The sequence below is a fragment of the Amycolatopsis taiwanensis DSM 45107 genome, assembly GCF_000519205.1.
GTDB classification, from domain to species: domain Bacteria; phylum Actinomycetota; class Actinomycetes; order Mycobacteriales; family Pseudonocardiaceae; genus Amycolatopsis_E; species Amycolatopsis_E taiwanensis.
Genome location: NZ_JAFB01000010.1, coordinates 242,696 through 259,665, shown reverse-complemented (window position 1 = coordinate 259,665; position 16,970 = coordinate 242,696). Strand labels below are relative to the sequence as shown.

Sequence of the window (16,970 nt, the reverse complement as noted above, 5' to 3'; positions counted from 1 at the left end):
ATGACGGTCAAAGGCTTCGCGCTGTTCGACACCGCGATCGGGCACTGCGGCATCGCGTGGAGCGAACGCGGAGTGGTCGGAGCGTGTCTGCCTGAACGCAGCCCCACCGTCACCCGTGCCCGGCTTCGGTCGCGCTATCCCGAAGCCGCGGAAATGGAGCCGCCGCACCAGATCCGGCAGGGCATCGAGGACATCGTCGCCCTGATGCGCGGCGAACCCCGCACGCTTGCCGAAATCGAGGTCGACTTCGACGGAATCCCCGAGTTCAACCAGCGCGTCTACGAAATCACTCGAACCATCCCACCCGGACAGACCCTTACCTACGGCGAACTCGCCGACCGGCTCGACCTGCCCGGCTCGGCCCAGGCCGTAGGGCAGGCGCTGGGGCGCAACCCGGTCCCCATCATCGTTCCATGCCACCGGGTTCTCGGCGCCGGCCGCAAACTGACCGGATTCTCCGCACCGGGCGGCGTCGAAACGAAACGCAGGATGCTGCTCATCGAGGGCTCTACCGCGGTCGAGCCAACGCTCTTCTAAACCTGCAAGACCGGACTCCACGGCTTCAGCCAAGGGGTTTCCGGCCAGTTCTCGGCCGCGGCCATCAACGGAAAGGCGGTCGCACCGTCGATGTGCTCACGGACGATGTCGGCATGCCCGGCGTGCCGCGCGGTTTCCTGGATGAGATGGAACAACACCCAGCGCACCGACCAGGCATCGATGTCCGGCGGGTACCACGGGATTTCCCTGGGCACCGGGACCGGCCGGCCGAGATCGGGAATACCGGCCACGATCTCCTCGGTCTCGCGGGCCACCTGCCCGTAGAAGGCCAGCACATCATCGATGGTTTCCTCCGGGGCGAGCCGGAATCCGGCCAGGTACGCTGCCTGCCGCTCCGCCAGCGTGCCGCGCTCTTCCCGTTGGGACACCGTATCCATCCAGCCCTGTTCGGTGTGCGCGACATGTTTGATCAATCCGCCGATGCTCAGTGAACTGGCGCTGGGCACCAGCCGGGCCTGCTCGTCGGTGAGGCCGTAGGCGGTGATGCGCAGGACACGGCGCTGCTGGGCGAGATAGGCCAGGAGGCCCTCGCGCTCGTTGGCGATCGGTGGGACGTTACCGTGCATGACGGGCTCCTCTCTGTCGGTAATGGGATCGTCTCACCGGGTACCGACAATTCGGGCCTTCTCGGTCGCCGCTGACGGTCAGCCGGGACGGACCAGGCCGACCTCGTAGGCGAACACCACGGCCTGCACCCGGTCCCGCAGCCCGAGCTTGTTGAGGACCCGCCCGACGTGCGTCTTCACCGTCGCCTCGGACACGCCGAGCCGAGCCGCGATCTCCGCGTTGGACAACCCACCCGCGAGTTCCACGAGCACCTCGATTTCCCGTTCGGTCAGCCGGGACAGTTTTTCCGCCGACTTCGGCTGGGCACGGTTTCCGGGATCGGGCAACTGATCGGCCATCGCGTCCAGCAGCCGGCGGGTGACGCTGGGCGCCACCACGGCGTCCCCCGACGCCACCGCGCGGATCGCCGACAGCAAGTCCTCCGGCGGCACGTTTTTCAACAGAAACCCGCTGGCGCCCACGCGAAGCCCGGCGAACGCGTATTCATCGAGATCGAACGTGGTCAGGATGAGCACGCGGGACCGCCCGTGCTTGCGGACGATCTCCCGGGTAGCGTCGATCCCGTCCATACCGGGCATCCGGACGTCCATCAGCACCACGTCCGGGTCCAGCTCCGCGGCCCGGCGCACCGCCGCCGCGCCATCGGCCGCCTCGCCGACGACGGCAAGGTCCGGCTGCGAGTCCAGGACCAGGCGGAAACCAAGGCGCAGCAAGGGTTCGTCATCGACGAGCAGCACTTTGATCACGACACCGCCTGCCCGTCCCCCAGCCTGGTGTGCACCCGCCAGCCGCCTCCGGGGCGCCTGCCGGCCTCCACCGCACCGTCGAACATGGCCGTCCGCTCTGCCATGCCGGCCAGCCCGTGCCCGTTCCGTCGCGACGCTGGGGAACTCGTTCGTCCGTCGTCTTCCACGTCCACTTCGACGATTGGCTCGTCATAGCGCAGGAGGACCTTGGCCCCGCTCGGCGAATCGGCATGCTTGAGCACGTTGGTCAGCGCCTCCTGGACGATCCGGTACACGGTCAACTGCGTGGTGGGCGGCAGTGGGAACGGCCGGCCCTGCACCGTCAGGGACACGGGCAGGCCCGCCGCGCGCACCTGCGTGAGCAGGTAGTCGAACTGGTCGAGTCCGGGCTGCGGGGCCCTCATCGCCGCCTGCTCGTCGCCCCGCAGCACCCCGAGCAGACGGCGCATCTCGGTCAGCGCCTGCCGTCCCGTGGACGACACCTGGCGCGCGGCCGCCTCGGCCTCGGCTGGGCGGCCGCGCGCGGCGAACGCCGCACCGTCGGCCAGCGCGATCATCACGGACAGGTTGTGGGCCACGATGTCGTGCATCTCCCGGGCAATGCTGGCCCGTTCGGCGGCGGCGGCCAACTGCGCCCGCTGATCCCGTTCGTTCTCGGCACGGCGGGCGCGGTCCTCCAGCGACGCGAGGTATGCCCGGCGGGTGCGGACATTGCGGCCGAGCACGAAGGCGGCCGTGGCCAAGCCGGAGAGGGCCACGAAGGCCGAGAGCCGGCCGGACACCGGAGCCCACCGGAACACCGCGATGACGACCCCGAACTCCAGCACGGCGTATGCGAGCAGAGCCTGCGACAACTCGCGGTAGGCGGCGACGGTGTAGAGCCCGACCAACAGCCCGACGTCGGCCCCGAGCACCTGCGAAACCAGCCATTGCACGCAGGCGACGACCGCCATGCACCCGAAGGCCGCCAAGGGATAGCGGCGCCGCCACACGAGCGGCATCTGCAGCTGGATGCCGAACACGAGGGCGCGCGGGCTCAGCTCGCCGGACTTCCACAGAACCGACGTCAACACCATCAGGATGGCGGCCAACACCGCGTCGGCCGCCAACGGATGACACCGCGACCAGGCACGAATCCGGGCCACACCAGGCCAGCGCACGGCCGCGACGTCTTCCGTCATTCCGGTCATCACCCCGCTCAGACGTCCCGTCTCCGCAACGAAATCGCTCCCGCCGCGACCGCGAGCACCAGGTACAGACAGAAAACCACGAAGCCGTTCCACGGCGCGAGCATTCCGGGTTCCGGATGCACGGTCAGCACCTCCTGGCCCGCGTTGGTCGGCAGGTACGGGTTGATGTGCCGGCCCCAGCTGTCCGGCAGCGCGCTCATCAACGGAGGAAGGATGAGCAGGACCCCGAACAGGGTCGCAATCGCGCCCGCGGTGTGCCGGACGATCCAGCCCAGTGCGACTCCGATGAGCCCGACCACCGTGAGGTAGAGCCCGGTCCCCAGCACGGCGCGGAACACTCCGGGCGCCGCCAGCGTGGTGCCGGCGTGCTGCGCGTTGAGCAAGGCCTGGCCGAGGAAGAACGCGCCGAACGCGCTCGCCGTGCAGACCATGCCGGACACGAGTCCGAAGACGATCAGCTTGGCCCACACCAATGGCAGGCGTCTGGGCGCGGCGGAGACGCTCGACCGGATCATCCCGGTGGCGTACTCACCCGTCACGGTCAGCACCCCGAGCACGCCGATGGTCAGCTGGGCCATGAAGACACCGCGCAGGCTGGTCGCGGTGGGATCGTACTTCGCCAGCTCGGCGGGGGACATCGACGAGAAACGGTTCGCCGTGACGCCGGAGAACAGGACGCCGAAACCGGCCATCACGAGGACGGTCGCGGCCAACACGAGATACGAGGACCGCAAAGAAAAGAACTTGGCCCATTCCGAAGCCGCCACCCTGGCGTGGGTGACCTTCACCCCTGGCGGCATCGAGGCGTCGGCGGCCGCGGGTGCGGTGAGCGTGGTCATGAAGCCTGCCTTTCCGGCCGGTATTCGACGTCTTCGTCGGTCAGTTCCATGAATGCCTGCTCGAGGGACGCCTTGACCGGGGTCAGTTCCTCGAGCGGGATCCGGTGGTCGCAGGCGATCTTCCCGATTTCGCCGGCGCTGGGGCCGGTCACCTCCAGCAGCCCGGTTTCCGTGCTGGTGACGGTGACGCCGGGGCCGGCGAGGATCTCACGCAACGCGCTCGCGCTGGGGCTGCGTACCAGCACCGTGTTCCGGGAAGCCGATTCGGTGAATTCCCGTACCGAGGTATCAGCGATGAGCCGACCACGACCGACGACAATGAGGTGTTCCGCGGTCAACGCCATCTCACTCATCAGATGCGACGACACGAAGACGGTTCGGCCCTCCGCGGCCAAACGACGCAGCAGATTACGGATCCACAGAATCCCCTGCGGGTCGAGGCCGTTCACGGGTTCGTCGAGAATCAGCGTGGCCGGATCCCCCAGCAACGCGGCCGCGATGCCGAGTCGCTGTCCCATCCCGAGGGAGAAGCCGCCCGCCCGCTTCCGGGCCACCTCGCGCAACCCGACGAGTTCGATCACCTCGTCGACGCGCCGGCGCGGGATGCCGTGGGTGAGGGCGAGTGCGAGCAGGTGGTGGTACGCGGACCGGCCGGTGTGGACGGCGCGCGCTTCGAGCAGTGCCCCGACTTCGCGGAGCGGAGCGGGATGGTCCGCGTAGCGCCTGCCGTTGACCGTCACCGTTCCCGAGGTCGGCGCGTCCAGCCCCATGATCATCCGGATGGTGGTGGACTTGCCTGCCCCGTTCGGCCCGAGGAACCCGGTGACCACCCCGGGCCGCACGGTGAAGGTCAGGTCGTCGACGGCGGTCTTCCCGCCGTATCTCTTGGTCAGTGTCTGTGCTTCGATCATTCCGCAGAAGTTAGGCACTCCTGGCGCGTGCCACGACGGTCTCACGGCCGATCTTCTTCACTCGAAGGTGGGACTTCTGGCGTACGGGATCGCCCGGAGGTCACATTCTCAGGGTCCTCACAGCATTCACCACGCAGAGTGTGCGCCATGCTGGTGGCGAGTGACCTGCCGTGGCGAACCCGGTTCGCGATCACGGCCGCGCGCACCGCGGCGACCCTGTCCCGCCGAACCGGCCGCGGTGGCGGCAGCATGATCGGCGGCCGGATCGCGGCCAAGCTGGATCCGCACGCGCTGCAACACCTCGCGCGTGGCCGCACAGTGGTACTCGTGACCGGCACGAACGGCAAGACGACGACCACGCTGATGCTCAGCCGCGCGCTCGAGGCACTCGCGCCGGTGACCACCAACGGTGACGGAGCGAACATGCCGGACGGTGTGCTCGCCGCGCTGGCCGCGAACACCGAGGCACCGTTCGCCGTGCTCGAGGTGGACGAGACCTACTTACCGTGGGTCGCCGAACGGGTCGACCCGGCCGCCATCGTGCTGCTCAACCTCAGCCGGGACCAGCTGGACCGGGTGGGCGAGATCCGCAAGACCGAGCGCGAGTTCCGCAGCTGCGTCGAGAAGCTCGCGGACACGGTCGTGGTGGCGAACTGCGACGACGTGCTGGTCGCCTCCGCCGCGGCGGCCAGCAAACATCCGGTGTGGGTCAGCACCGGCCAGACCTGGCGGGACGACTCCGTCGCCTGCCCGCGCTGCGGGCGCGCCGTCCGGCACCATCCCCAGGACGAGATGGAATGGGACTGCGTGTGCGGACTGGTCCGGCCGAAACCGGACTGGGTGCTCGACGGCGACCGCCTGACCGGCCCGGACGGCGTGGCGCACCGGCTCCAGCTGGCCCTGCCCGGCCGGGCGAACGCGGCGAACGCGGCGCTTTCGCTGGCCACCGCCACCTGTGTCGGCGTCCCCCTGCCGCAGGCGCTGGGGCAGGTCCGGAGCATCACCGCGGTCGCCGGGCGCTACCAGCGGGTGCCCTACGACGGGCACGCGGTCCGGGTGCTGCTGGCCAAGAACCCGGCGGGGTGGTACGAGACCCTGCCGCTGCTGAATCCGGGTGACCCGGTGGTCATCGCGATCAACGCTCGCGAAGCCGACGGCCGCGACCCGTCCTGGCTGTGGGACGTGCCGTTCGAGCGGTTGCGCGGGCGCCGGGTGATCGCCTCCGGGGAACGGGCCACCGACCTCGCCGTCCGCCTTCGCTACGCGGAAGTGGACGCGAGCGCGCAGCCGGATCCGCTGCGCGCGGTGACGTCACTGGACGCGGGCCCGGTCGAGCTGATCGCGAACTACACCGCGTTCCGCGAAGTCAATGCCAGGTTGGGCGATGCCGACTGACACCTCCAAGGTCCACATCGGCCTGATACTGCCTGACGTGCTGGGCACCTACGGTGACTCCGGCAACGCCACCGTGCTGTGCAAGCGGCTCGAATGGCGGGGCATCCCCGCCATGGTCGTGCCGGTCCGGATCAGCGAGCCGACCCCCGCCTCGCTCGACCTTTACGTGCTGGGCGGCGGAGAGGACGACGCACAGGCGCTGGCCGCCGACTACCTGCGCGAAGACGCGGGCATACAACGGGCCGCCGAGCGCGGCGCCGTCGTCGTCGGAGTGTGCGCGGGCCTGCAGGTGCTCGGGACGTCCTTCACCACCTCCGACGGCGTGGTGCACCGCGGCCTCGGGCTCCTGGACGTCACCACGAAGCCGGGTGAGCGGCGTTCCGTCGGTGAGGTGGTGGTTCAGCCGGACCCGCGGTTCGGCCGCCAACCGTTGACCGGCTTCGAAAACCACATGGGCGCCAGCTCGGTCGGGCCGGACAGCGTGCCCCTCGGGCAGGTGCAGCGCGGCACCGGGAACGGCGACCGCAGCGAGGGTGCGGTGCGCGGGCGGGTGCTGGCCACCTACCTGCACGGGCCGGTGCTCGCGCGCAACCCGGAGCTGGCCGACCTGGTGCTGGGCTGGGTCGTCGGACATCCGCTGCCACCGCTGGAAGTCCCGGAAATCGAGCTCCTCCGCCAGGAACGGCTGGCGCGGCGTCGGGCACGATAACCGGTGTGGCGGCGCGAACGAGGCTGACCAGGGCCAGGAGGAAGGGGCGTTTGCTACGGATCATCCGTAGCAAACGTTCATTGCTCCAACAACGGGCGTCCTGGCGCGGGCCGGGGTTCCGCGCGGGCATCCGGATGCGGGCGACCGCGGTGGCGGTCGTGGTGCTGGCCACGGCCCTGGCGCTGGCCGGGGTGGCGGTCGTCGTGCTGCTGGGCTGGTCGCTGGACCGGGCCGCGACGGACAGCGCGCGCGACTCGGCCCACCAGGTGGCGAGCCAGCTCGCGCGGCAGGGTGCCCGTGACCTCAGCGACAGCGACGTGGCCAGTACCGGGGACACCTCGGGGGTGACCCAGGTGCTGGACCGCACGGGGCGGCCGATCGCGAGCGACCCGGTGATCAGCAACCGGCCCGCCCTCACCACGGCACGGCCGGGGCCGGGCCGGGAAATCGTGGAGACGGCGCAGCTGTCGATCACCGATTCCGAGGACAGCTTCCGGCTGGTGTCGGTCGGTGTGGCCGGGCCGGGCGGTCCGTACGTGGTGGTCGCCGCGCGGTCGCTGAACGAAGTCGAGGGCGCCTCCTTCCGGCTGACCCTGCTGCTGGCCCTGGCCTGCGTGCCCTTGCTGGTGATCGCCGCACTCGCGGTGCATCGCGCGGTGGGTTCCGCGTTGCGCCCGGTCGAGCGGATGCGGCGCACCGTCGCCGAGATCCCGGCCCGTGATGTCACGCTCCGGGTGCCGCTGCCGCCCGCCCAGGACGAGGTTTACCGGCTGGCCACGACCCTCAACGGAATGCTGGACCGGCTCTCCTCCGCACAGGAAGCGCAACGACGCTTCGTCTCCGACGCCAGTCACGAACTGCGCTCGCCGCTGTCCACCATCACCACCGCGCTGGAGGTCACCTCGCATCATCCGGAGACGATGAGCCGGGACGAACTGGTCGACATCGTCTCCCGGGAGGTCGCCCGGCTCCGCGAACTGGTCGACGACCTGCTGGTGCTGGCTCGCACGGACGACACGACCGACACCCCCACCTGGAAGGAAGTCGATCTCGACGACCTGGCACGGGCCGAGGGCGAGCGGATCGCCACCAGCGCTCTCGAGGTCGAGATCCGCGCGCTACCGGCCAAGGTGCGCGGCAACCCCGAACAGCTGCGGCGCGCGGTGCGGAACCTGGTGGACAACGCGCGTGACCACGCGCATCGGCGGGTCCGGGTGGCGACCTCCACCGTCGACGCGACGGCGATGCTGGAGGTGAGCGACGATGGGCCGGGTGTGCCGGAAGCGGACCGCCAGCGGATCTTCGAGCGGTTCGTGCGGCTCGACGACTCGCGTGAGCGCCGGGTCGGCGGGGCGGTCGGGCTGGGGCTGGCCATCGTGGCCGGAATCGCGCAGCGCCACGATGGGCGGGCCCGCTACGTCGAGCTGGCGGATCCCCGGTACTCGGGGGCGAACTTCCGGCTCGAGCTGCCCATCGCGAAAGATCAGGACTGACCGGGGACACTGATCGCATGCGTGTGCTGGTGGTCGAGGACGAGCGGCCGTTCGCCGAAACACTGCGCCGAGGGCTGATCGCCGAGGGCTTCACCGTCGACGTGGTGCATACCGGCCCGGAAGGACTCTGGGCCGCCACCGAGCGCGCCTACGACGTGATCGTGCTGGACATCATGCTGCCCGAGCTGTCGGGTTACGAGGTACTGAAGCGCCTTCGCGCGACCGAGCGCTGGACGCCCGTGCTCATGCTCACCGCGAAGGACGGCGAGTACGACGAGGCGGACGCCTTCGACCTCGGGGCCGACGACTACCTCACCAAACCGTTCTCCTACGTGGTGCTGCTCGCCCGCCTGCGAGCCCTGTTGCGCCGAGGCGCACCGGCTCGGCCCGCCGTGCTGACCGCCGGTGACCTGCGGCTCGACCCCGCTGCTCGCACCGTCCACAGAGGGCAGACCAGGATCGAACTGACCGCGCGGGAGTTCGGGCTGCTGGAGTTTCTGCTGCGCCGGCGGGGGGAAGCGCTGACCAAGAACGAGATTCTCAGCCACGTCTGGGATGCCCACTACGAGGGCGACGAGAACGTGGTCGAGGTCTACATCGGATACCTGCGTAAGAAGATCGACAACCCGTTCGGCACACACACGATCCAGACGTTGCGCGGTGTCGGGTACCGGCTTGCCGCTGCCGAGCCCGAAGCCGGCACGTCCGCGGAGGCGAGGCCCGGCGCGGCGGAGGATCACTGATCTCAAGGGCCTGCCCACGATGAACATGGCGCCGATCAAAAGAACAACGATCCAGTCGCCAGTGGTCTTCGTCTGCGGCACGGTGGCGCTCGCGTCGCCGAAGCCGAAGGTGCCTTCCTGTGCGGCCCCTTCACCACCGTGTGAAGCTCATCGCACAGCCTTGGGGGATGCCCGCGGCGAGTGTCACGCTGGATTTTCCAGATCCACGACCCGGGGACCGGTTTCACGGCCTCGAGGGAAGGACGGTTGACGAGGATGTCCCAGCACCCCGAAACGGCTCCATACGGTAGCGGCGCCAGTGCGCCGACCCGGCGGGTACGCATTCACCACCTGCAGGAACTCAAGGAACGCGGGGAGCCATGGCCGATGCTCACCGCCTACGACATGTATACGGCGCAACTGTTCGACGAAGCGGGCATTCCGGTACTGCTCGTCGGCGACTCGGCCGCGAACAACGTGTTCGGCTACGACACGTCGCTTCCCGTGACCGTGGACGAACTGCTGCCGCTGGTCCGCGCGGTCACTCGCGCGGCGAAGCGGGCACTGGTCGTCGCGGACCTGCCATTCGGCTCCTACCAGCTCTCTCCCGAGCAGGCACTGGCCACTTCGGTACGGTTCATGAAGGAAGGCCGCGCCCACGCCGTGAAGCTGGAAGGCGGGCGCCGGTTCGCGACGCATGTCGAAGCCGTCACGTCGGCCGGAGTACCGGTCATGGGGCACATCGGTTTCACCCCGCAAAGCGAGCACAACCTCGGTGGATACCGCGTTCAGGGGCGTGGCGAGGCTGGCGACGAACTGGTGGCCGACGCCCTGGCACTGCAGGAAGCCGGCGCGTTCGCGGTGGTGATGGAGATGGTCCCGGCCGAAGTGGCCAAGCGGGTCACACACGAGCTGCGGATCCCCACGATCGGGATCGGCGCGGGCTCCGACTGTGACGCGCAGGTGCTCGTGTGGCAGGACATGGCCGGGCTGCGTCGCGGCAGGACCCCGCGTTTCGTCAAACGCTATGCCGACCTGGCCGGAGTGCTCTCCGAAGCCGCCGCAGCCTTCGCCGACGAGGTCCGCCGCGGCGAGTTCCCAGCCCCCGAACACGCCTTCCACTGATCGGCAGGCGGTGTTCCGAACAGCGGGCTCCAACTAGTTCTTCCAAAGCAACGCCGGCCGCTTGCGGTGGGCCGCCTGCTTCACGGCTGTCCCCGCTCGCGCTTGAACCGCTCGGTGAGGGCGGGATCACTTTCCCACCACAGCCCGGTCGAGGAGTCGGCCCGTTCCGCGGTGGAGCGGGCCGTCTGTTCCTCGGCGTCGAGTTCCTGGTCGATCCGCTCGGCCTGCCGTTGGTCTTCGTGCATCCACCGACGCATCAGCGCCCCGACGAACGGCAGGCCGGCCAGGTCACCACCGATCCACAGCACCCCGGCTCCGATGATCTGGTCGGTACGCAGGTCCGGGCCCCAGGTTCGGCCAAGCGCGTGGTAGTAGCCGGCCGCGCGCAGCGGGCCCAGCCACAGCACCAGCCCGAGGGCGGCATCGACGATCACGTCGGTCAGGCTGATCCCGAACGAGACGAGGTGATGGTCCTCGCGCGGGGTCGGGTCCACCCGCAACCGGGTCCAGAAGTAAACGAACCCGCATCCGACAAGCACCAGCCGGACCAGCGAATCGACCGCCGAGTTCCGCAGGCACAACTCGTACAGCGGGGTTAGGTAGATCAGAAACGGTGGAACGATCAGCAGTACGGTGACCACGAGGGGGAAGGTGAGCGCCCTGGCCACCCGGCCGTGCCCGATGGCCCGCAACCGCTGTGCGCCGGGAAGTGTCGACAGCAGCAGCGTGAGCGGGGCACCGAGGGCGAGCAGCAGCGGCGTGACCATCAGCAGAACCACGATCTGCACCGCCCGCGGCCAGAACAGGACTCGGTCGTAGACACCCAGGAACGAGCACGTCACCAGCAGTATCGTCGCGAGCCCGGCCAGGAACGCGACCGTGCGGACACGGGACCAGCCGGGGACCCGGCGCGCGAGGTGGATGTATCCGCCGCCCAGGACCAGCACGAAAACCAGCGCGGCAAAATCGGGCGTCCAGGCCGTGAACACCCGTTCCCAGGAAAGCGGAGCAATCATGTGGCGAAAAGGATCAAACTGACCAGTCCGGCGATTCCACAATACGGGTCAGTGCGCGGCTATCGAAAGAGGAGACGAGGAACCAGACCGACAGGTGGCCGGCGACGAAGGCCACCAGACTGCCCACTATGGCCGGCCCGAGCGACGCGTGGTTCTCCGGCTTCCGCCGCGACGGCATCTTCAGCAGGCCCGCACCCAAGATCGCTGGTGTGGCAAGGAAATAAGCGAAGCGCGCAGCGTCGGCTTCCGCAACGCTGATCGCACGCATCGGCATGGTCGGCTGAGCCGAGAAGCCGGCGGTCATCTCGTCGGCACGCCGACGACAATTGCGTCGGCATATGTCACAGCGGACATTCTGGACCTTTCTTCAAGCGCAAAGCACAGGTTCGGCGACGAAGCTACCCGACTTCAAGGCGCCGCTGTCACAGGCACGGCGTCACATTTGACGCGTGTCCCACGTTCCCGTCGTGTGAGTCCCACATTCCGGTAGACCGGAGCGTGGGACACGCGCAACGGGAACGTGGGACTCGCGGCGAGCAGCGGTCAGCGTTCCAGCGCCGCCGAGAGTTCCTGATGAGCGACCAGCAACGATGGTCCGTACCAAGTGAGATATCGGCCGGACACCAGCGCGTAGCGGACCCCGGGAAAGGCGTCGGGCCCGTCCTCGTGAGTGAATTCGTACGGCTCGTCGGGCAGCACGAGCAGGTCGGCCATCCCGCTCGCGAACCATGACCGGAGTTCGTCGAGTTTCGGCCGCGGATACCGCTCGGGGTAGTCCCCGTACACGATGGAGACTCCAAGGCGCTGCAGCACGTCGCCGCCGAAGGTGTCCCGGCCCAGGATCACCCACGGCTTGCGCCAGACCGGTACCACCGCCCGCGTCCAGGCCGGAACGGTTTCCCGCCACAACTCTTCGGCCTCGACCAGCCAGCGCGGTTCGACGGTCTCCAAAGCCTGCGCCAGCAACCGGCGTAACGACGCGAGCGCGTGCGGTACCGTGGCCGGCGCACGCATCACCCACACCGGAAAGCCGTTGCCCCGCAGGATTTCCACGTCCTCGGGGCGATTCTCCTCCGAGTTCGCCAGCACCAGGTCCGGGCGCAAGGCGAGCACCCGATCGATCTTCGGGTACTTCGACCCGCCCACCCGCGTCACTGCCAAGCCCGCTGGGTGGGTGCAGTAGTCGGTCACCCCGACAAGCCTTCCCGGCACCGTCGCCTCGATTGCCTCGGTCAGCGCCGGCACCAGCGACACCACTCGTTCCGGGACACCTCGGGTCGGCACATCGGCGCCGAGATCGTCGAACAAGGTCATAGCTCGGCCTCAACACGCTCGGTTCGGATCACGTCATCCATCACGCCCGCTCGAAGGCGACCTTCCGCCGCTCCACGTCGACCGAGATCAGCCGGACCGTGATCCGCTCGCCCTCGGGCAGGTTCGCCCCGGCGCACTTACCCATCACGGGCGGATTCTCCACCAGAATCTCCGCACGCGCCTCCTCTGCGCGCAGCACCACCGCCTCGAACGTTCCGCCGATCAGTTCGCGCAGCATCCACGCCTCGACCTGATCGATGCAGGCTCGCTCGACGCGGGCGGCGAGGCTGTCCGACGCGCTCATCAATGTGGGCAACGCGGGCAAGGCGGCCCGTACCCAGTCGGGCACCGGCGCTCCGGCGCTCACCGCGAGACAGATCTCGGTGGTGAACCGGTCCACCAACCGGCGGATCGGCGCGGTGACGTGCGCGTACGGCGCGCCGACCCCGGCGTGACCGACCGAACCCGGCAGTTCACCCTCGAAGGAGGTGTAACCCGCGCCGCGCAGTAGCCGGGTTGTGCACGCGTAGAGGGCCATCGACTCGGGCAGCGTGGGGTCCAGGCCGGTGAGAAGTTCGGACACGCCGGTGCTCTCCGGCCAGACGATGCCCAGCGCGTGCGCCGATCGACGCAGCCAGTCCACCGACTCGGCGTCGGCATCCGGAAGCGTCCGGAGCACCCCGATCTTGGCCTCGACCATGAGGGACGCGGCCGCCATCCCGGTGAGCAGGGAGAGCTCCGCGTTCCAGGCCTCCACGTCGGTGCGGGGACGCATGCCCAGCACCCAGCCGTTCCCGGCGTCACCGCCAATCGCCTGCTCCGGGAGCTGGAGTTCGACGGCACCACGTCGCACCGCCGATGCGCGACGCATCGCGCCCAGTTCTCCAAGCGCGGCAAGGGAGGGATGCGGCACGCCGGCGTCGAGTGCGGCCTGGACCGTTTCGTAGTCGAACTGCTCCGTCGAGCGGACCCAGGCCCGGCGCACCCGGACGTCGACCGGCTCCGCAGCGGAGTCGAGGTCGATCGTCCACAGCACGGCCGGACGGATTTCGCCGGGCAGGAGGCTTGCCGCGCCTTCGGACAGCACCGGTGGATGCAGCGGAACGTTGCCGTCGGGCAGATACAGCGTTTGACCACGCCGCCGGGCCTCGGTGTCGACCGATCCGCCAGGGCGCACGAATCCGGCGACGTCGGCGATCGCGTAGTGCACCCGGAAACCGTCCCGGCGACGGGAGTCGATCACCACGGCCTGGTCGAGATCCTTCGCGCCGGCTGGATCGACGGTCACGAACGGCAGGTCGGTGGCGTCCTCACGGTCACCGATGAACTGCGACGGGTCCATCACCGCGGACTCGGCCTCGGCCAGCACATCGGCCCCGAACGACTCCGGCAGCTCGAACTCGGCGCGCAGACGACCGAAGTCGCCGTCCGCCGAGTGAGTGCGGATCACGAGGGCCACACAAGCACCCTAACCCGCCAGGGGCGGATCGATCCCTCCTTCGGGGCTGGGCCACTTGGGTGTATCTTGCCGAGTCGCGCGGTGCTACACCGTCTGGATGCCAAGCCAGAGGAGTGCGGCCACCTTGACGACCTCCAGCGCGACATAGGCCAGATGGCCCCGTGACCGGGGCAGTTCCTCACCCGCCAGCACCCGGTCCGACCGGCGGTTGAGCCATGGCCGCACGGCACCCAGTCGCGCTGCCAGCACGGCGACCGGGATCAGCGCGCTGGTCAGGACGACCGGATGCGGCCCGGCGAGGACGACGGCAACCACGACCACGATCGCCAGCACGATCTCAGCCGCGTTGAGCGCACGGAACACGATCCGCCCGATGCCCAGCCCGATCGGCACCGTCACGCCCGGGGCGCGGAATTTCAGCGGCGCCTCCAGGAACGAGATGGCCAGCACCATTCCGAACCAGGTGAAGCAAGCGGCGGCGGCGACCGGGTTCACGTCCTACTCCTCCTCCGGCTCGGCTGCTGGTAGTTCGGCGCCACAGCGCACACAGGTGGTGGGCGCCGGCTCGTCGGCGAACAGCCCACACTCCGGGCACACCCGTCCGAGCCAGCAGGCCGGGTCGCCGCCTTCCTCCGCACTGACACCACCCGCATTCATACCGTCAGTGTTCCAGGCCGGTGGACGTCGAAGACGCCGCCACCTCTGCCGATTGCGGCCTTCAGCGCTGTCTACGAGCAAGTCACGGGGCGCGGTAACGGTATGGGATCTCGGTCGACTCGCCGGTCGGGCCGAACTGGACGGACGTGTCCGACGAGTCATCTGGCGGCTCGTCGAACCAGCCGCGCCGTTTGAGTGGGAGACCGTGTGGCGGTGTGTCTGCATCAGCGTCGGGGACGGGTGCGGCTGGGATCTCCGCGGTGGGCGGCGTGACGGAGACCGGCGGCGCCGGCTGCTCGATCGGGGAAGGCACGGGTTCGGGAACCTGCGTGGCCGGCGGAACAGGTGGCGCCGGTTCCGTCGCCGGGCGCACGGACTGGGCGGGCGTCGTTTCCGCGGCCGCGGGAGGCACTGGATCGACGCTGCCGCGCGCATCGGGTCCGTTGGGGGCGGTGGCAGGCGATGGCTCGAGAGGTTCGGACGAAACGGTTTCGGTGGGCGCCGTCGCATCGCCCCCCGGAGGTGACTCGGGTATAGGCGGGAGGGCAACGGGAGCCGATTGGGCGGTCAAGGGGGCGGGCTCCCGAGGGGTCGAGACCTTCTTGGGCGGTTCGGGCAGCGGCGGAACGGCCGGAGACGGCGACCTCGGCGTCGACCGCCAGACCGGCGCCGGGGGCAGGTTCATCGGCACGGGGGGCGGCGGTTCCGACGGCGGTTGCTGCCCGGCGGCGGCACGGCGCGGGATCGGATCGAGGCAAGAGACGAGCACGCTGGTGTTCTGCGGGTCCTCGACCTTGCGACCGCTGCGCTCCCGGTAGACCATGTCCCCGTCCGCATCGATCTCCACCAGGTAGCCGGCCTCGGCCAACTGCTCCTCGTCCAGATCGACGAGCTTCTCGTACCGCGAAGGCACGACGCGATACACCGGCCACGACAAACCCCGGTGCACCTCGTGGAAGTGCGAAAGCAGGTTCGCCAGCTGTTGCTGCCAGGGCAACGGCATCGATTCGGCCAGCGAGCGCGGCACCACGACGTAGTTCTCGTCCACGCCCGGCCCGCCCAGCGCCAGGTAGTCGGCCAGCGGCGTGCTCGATGCGGGTGGTCCAGACGGGTGGCGCGGTGGCGGTGCCCCGAACGCGTCCCTCGGTTCGGGCTTGCGGCGCTTGCCGAGTTTCTTGGCCACTTGGCGATCAATCCTTCTGTGCTATTCACCCGTGCCGGGGCGCAGCGTGGATTCCGTAGCAAATCCACCTTGCTCCATTACGCCCCCTCACACACCCGGCCGCACGGCCTGGGGCAGTAGTTCCTTCTCGGTGAACGAGACCGTACGGACGTGGACCGGCACCCCGGTCTGCTGAGCCTCCACGATCTTTCCGTCCCCAAGGTACATCGCCACGTGATGGATCGTGGCCGGATTGGCCGGGTCATAACCCCAGAACAGCAGGTCACCGGGCTGCGCATCGCGGACCGGCAGCATCGCTCCGTCCTTGTACTGGTCCTCCGACACCCGGTCGAGGGACATTCCGGCAGCCTGGTACGCCCGCAGCATCAGACCCGAACAGTCATAGGCGTCCGGACCGGTCGCGCCCCACACGTATGGCTTTCCGAGTTCCCCCAACGCGAACTTGATCGCCGCGGCGGCCGCCTGGTTCGGCGGCAACGCCAGGCCGACGTTCTGGGCGCAGCCGGTCGTCCCACTGACCTGGCCGACATTCTCCACCAGGTACGAGGCCATTGGCTCCCACTTGTGGTACCGGTCCGGAAAGGCCGACCGTTCCACCGCCTGCGCCGAGGTGCCCGGCCGCAACTGATCCCAACCCTGCACCGAGACCAGCACGTCGTAGAACTTGTTGATCTCGTACACCGGGTCCTGCAGCTGCGCCACGGTCCCCCAATTCATCGACGGGCGCATCTGGAAGATGCCCAGCGAGTCCCGGTCGCCGTAATCGAGGTTCCGCAGCCCGGACTCGGTCATGCCCGCCTGAATCGCGATCTGCCAGGCCCGCGGCGACAGGTTGCGCTGCTTCCCGATCGAGATGATCAACGATACGATCTGCCGTTGCTCGGCCGTCAGCACGCCCGCCTGCCCCGCCGCCGTGGTCGCCTGCCCGGGCTGGGTCGGCCCGATCGCCGCGTCGCAGCTGACACCGGTGATCCCCCTGGCCTGCTCGGACTGCTGGTCGGTGACGACCTTGACCACCACACCGGCGGTCATGACTGCGGCGGCCAGCGCCGCCACCACAACCCCGCCCAGGAGACCTATCCGCAT

Annotated in this window: 19 protein-coding genes; 6 read left to right on the top strand and 13 right to left on the bottom strand. The window is 69.1% G+C overall.

The annotated features are described in order from the left end of the window. Positions 1–537, top strand: a complete 537-nt coding sequence (locus tag A3CU_RS0110700; protein ID WP_027942280.1) for a methylated-DNA--[protein]-cysteine S-methyltransferase — start codon at positions 1–3, stop codon at positions 535–537. Here A3CU_RS0110700 and A3CU_RS0110695 read toward each other — a convergent pair. The 5 genes from A3CU_RS0110695 to A3CU_RS0110675 all read right to left on the bottom strand — a co-directional run bounded on the left by A3CU_RS0110695 (position 534) and on the right by A3CU_RS0110675 (position 4,811). After that, positions 534–1,124 (bottom strand): DinB family protein, encoded by a 591-nt coding sequence (locus A3CU_RS0110695; protein WP_027942279.1) that lies wholly within the window; start codon positions 1,122–1,124, stop codon positions 534–536. The genes A3CU_RS0110700 and A3CU_RS0110695 overlap by 4 nt on opposite strands. Before the next feature lie 78 nt (positions 1,125–1,202). Continuing rightward, positions 1,203–1,871 carry a response regulator gene (locus tag A3CU_RS0110690; RefSeq protein ID WP_027942278.1) on the bottom strand — a complete coding sequence of 223 codons (669 nt, stop codon included), beginning with the start codon at positions 1,869–1,871 and terminating at the stop codon, positions 1,203–1,205. Continuing rightward, the gene (locus A3CU_RS0110685) at positions 1,868–3,052 is read right to left on the bottom strand and encodes a sensor histidine kinase (RefSeq protein ID WP_027942277.1); all 1,185 of its coding nucleotides are present in this window, start codon (positions 3,050–3,052) and stop codon (positions 1,868–1,870) included. Before A3CU_RS0110685 ends, A3CU_RS0110690 begins: the two co-directional genes overlap by 4 nt. A gap of 17 nt (positions 3,053–3,069) precedes the next feature. Further along, on the bottom strand, positions 3,070–3,900 hold the full coding sequence (locus A3CU_RS0110680; protein ID WP_027942276.1) for an ABC transporter permease subunit: 831 nt from the start codon (positions 3,898–3,900) through the stop codon (positions 3,070–3,072). Beyond that, positions 3,897–4,811: an ABC transporter ATP-binding protein gene (locus A3CU_RS0110675; protein ID WP_027942275.1), complete on the bottom strand. Its 915-nt coding sequence runs from the start codon at positions 4,809–4,811 to the stop codon at positions 3,897–3,899. Before A3CU_RS0110675 ends, A3CU_RS0110680 begins: the two co-directional genes overlap by 4 nt. A gap of 147 nt (positions 4,812–4,958) precedes the next feature. On the opposite strand from A3CU_RS0110675, the gene A3CU_RS0110670 reads away from it, so the two are divergent. The 5 genes from A3CU_RS0110670 (at position 4,959) to panB (ending at position 10,255) form a co-directional block, all read left to right on the top strand. After that, complete coding sequence (locus A3CU_RS0110670) at positions 4,959–6,206, top strand: DUF1727 domain-containing protein (protein WP_027942274.1); 1,248 nt, start codon at positions 4,959–4,961, stop codon at positions 6,204–6,206. After that, on the top strand, positions 6,196–6,915 hold the full coding sequence (locus A3CU_RS0110665; RefSeq protein ID WP_027942273.1) for a type 1 glutamine amidotransferase: 720 nt from the start codon (positions 6,196–6,198) through the stop codon (positions 6,913–6,915). Before A3CU_RS0110670 ends, A3CU_RS0110665 begins: the two co-directional genes overlap by 11 nt. A gap of 80 nt (positions 6,916–6,995) precedes the next feature. Next, positions 6,996–8,408, top strand: a complete 1,413-nt coding sequence (locus A3CU_RS0110660) for a sensor histidine kinase (protein WP_245616983.1) — start codon at positions 6,996–6,998, stop codon at positions 8,406–8,408. A gap of 17 nt (positions 8,409–8,425) precedes the next feature. Then, complete coding sequence (locus A3CU_RS0110655; protein ID WP_027942271.1) at positions 8,426–9,151, top strand: response regulator transcription factor; 726 nt, start codon at positions 8,426–8,428, stop codon at positions 9,149–9,151. Positions 9,152–9,406: 255 nt separating this feature from the next. After that, a complete protein-coding gene (gene panB, locus A3CU_RS0110650) occupies positions 9,407–10,255 on the top strand; it encodes a 3-methyl-2-oxobutanoate hydroxymethyltransferase (protein ID WP_043840880.1) in 849 nt (282 codons plus the stop codon). A gap of 80 nt (positions 10,256–10,335) precedes the next feature. Here the strand turns inward: panB and A3CU_RS0110645 are convergent, their stop codons facing one another. The 8 genes from A3CU_RS0110645 to A3CU_RS0110610 all read right to left on the bottom strand — a co-directional run bounded on the left by A3CU_RS0110645 (position 10,336) and on the right by A3CU_RS0110610 (position 16,970). After that, positions 10,336–11,271: a cytochrome c oxidase assembly protein gene (locus tag A3CU_RS0110645; RefSeq protein ID WP_043840879.1), complete on the bottom strand. Its 936-nt coding sequence runs from the start codon at positions 11,269–11,271 to the stop codon at positions 10,336–10,338. Positions 11,272–11,284: 13 nt separating this feature from the next. Continuing rightward, on the bottom strand, positions 11,285–11,575 hold the full coding sequence (locus A3CU_RS0110640; RefSeq protein WP_027942268.1) for an undecaprenyl-diphosphate phosphatase: 291 nt from the start codon (positions 11,573–11,575) through the stop codon (positions 11,285–11,287). 239 nt (positions 11,576–11,814) lie between these two features. Next, positions 11,815–12,585 carry a helical backbone metal receptor gene (locus A3CU_RS0110635; protein WP_027942267.1) on the bottom strand — a complete coding sequence of 257 codons (771 nt, stop codon included), beginning with the start codon at positions 12,583–12,585 and terminating at the stop codon, positions 11,815–11,817. Between the two features lie 40 nt (positions 12,586–12,625). Beyond that, positions 12,626–14,035, bottom strand: coding sequence for an RNB domain-containing ribonuclease (locus A3CU_RS0110630; protein ID WP_027942266.1), 1,410 nt, complete (start codon positions 14,033–14,035; stop codon positions 12,626–12,628). A 93-nt stretch (positions 14,036–14,128) separates the two neighbouring features. Further along, positions 14,129–14,497, bottom strand: coding sequence for a hypothetical protein (locus A3CU_RS0110625; RefSeq protein ID WP_052371635.1), 369 nt, complete (start codon positions 14,495–14,497; stop codon positions 14,129–14,131). A 45-nt stretch (positions 14,498–14,542) separates the two neighbouring features. Then, positions 14,543–14,701, bottom strand: coding sequence for a hypothetical protein (locus A3CU_RS53440; protein ID WP_169739611.1), 159 nt, complete (start codon positions 14,699–14,701; stop codon positions 14,543–14,545). An 82-nt stretch (positions 14,702–14,783) separates the two neighbouring features. Continuing rightward, positions 14,784–15,884 (bottom strand): hypothetical protein, encoded by a 1,101-nt coding sequence (locus A3CU_RS0110615; RefSeq protein ID WP_027942264.1) that lies wholly within the window; start codon positions 15,882–15,884, stop codon positions 14,784–14,786. Between the two features lie 87 nt (positions 15,885–15,971). Continuing rightward, positions 15,972–16,970, bottom strand: coding sequence for a C40 family peptidase (locus A3CU_RS0110610; RefSeq protein WP_027942263.1), 999 nt, complete (start codon positions 16,968–16,970; stop codon positions 15,972–15,974).

Bases quoted from the DNA above. Each gene is read 5' to 3' on its own strand.
- A3CU_RS0110645 (WP_043840879.1), bottom strand. From the start codon at position 11,271: ATGATTGCTCCGCTTTCCTGGGAACGGGTGTTCACGGCCTGGACGCCC.
- A3CU_RS0110665 (WP_027942273.1), top strand. From the start codon at position 6,196: ATGCCGACTGACACCTCCAAGGTCCACATCGGCCTGATACTGCCTGAC.
- A3CU_RS0110685 (WP_027942277.1), bottom strand. From the start codon at position 3,052: ATGACGGAAGACGTCGCGGCCGTGCGCTGGCCTGGTGTGGCCCGGATT.
- A3CU_RS0110680 (WP_027942276.1), bottom strand. From the start codon at position 3,900: ATGACCACGCTCACCGCACCCGCGGCCGCCGACGCCTCGATGCCGCCA.
- A3CU_RS53440 (WP_169739611.1), bottom strand. From the start codon at position 14,701: ATGAATGCGGGTGGTGTCAGTGCGGAGGAAGGCGGCGACCCGGCCTGC.
- A3CU_RS0110655 (WP_027942271.1), top strand. From the start codon at position 8,426: ATGCGTGTGCTGGTGGTCGAGGACGAGCGGCCGTTCGCCGAAACACTG.
- A3CU_RS0110635 (WP_027942267.1), bottom strand. From the start codon at position 12,585: ATGACCTTGTTCGACGATCTCGGCGCCGATGTGCCGACCCGAGGTGTC.
- A3CU_RS0110670 (WP_027942274.1), top strand. From the start codon at position 4,959: ATGCTGGTGGCGAGTGACCTGCCGTGGCGAACCCGGTTCGCGATCACG.
- A3CU_RS0110675 (WP_027942275.1), bottom strand. From the start codon at position 4,811: ATGATCGAAGCACAGACACTGACCAAGAGATACGGCGGGAAGACCGCC.
- A3CU_RS0110700 (WP_027942280.1), top strand. From the start codon at position 1: ATGACGGTCAAAGGCTTCGCGCTGTTCGACACCGCGATCGGGCACTGC.
- A3CU_RS0110610 (WP_027942263.1), bottom strand. From the start codon at position 16,970: ATGCGGATAGGTCTCCTGGGCGGGGTTGTGGTGGCGGCGCTGGCCGCC.
- A3CU_RS0110640 (WP_027942268.1), bottom strand. From the start codon at position 11,575: ATGACCGCCGGCTTCTCGGCTCAGCCGACCATGCCGATGCGTGCGATC.
- A3CU_RS0110625 (WP_052371635.1), bottom strand. From the start codon at position 14,497: ATGGTGCTGGCCATCTCGTTCCTGGAGGCGCCGCTGAAATTCCGCGCC.
- panB (WP_043840880.1), top strand. From the start codon at position 9,407: ATGTCCCAGCACCCCGAAACGGCTCCATACGGTAGCGGCGCCAGTGCG.
- A3CU_RS0110695 (WP_027942279.1), bottom strand. From the start codon at position 1,124: ATGCACGGTAACGTCCCACCGATCGCCAACGAGCGCGAGGGCCTCCTG.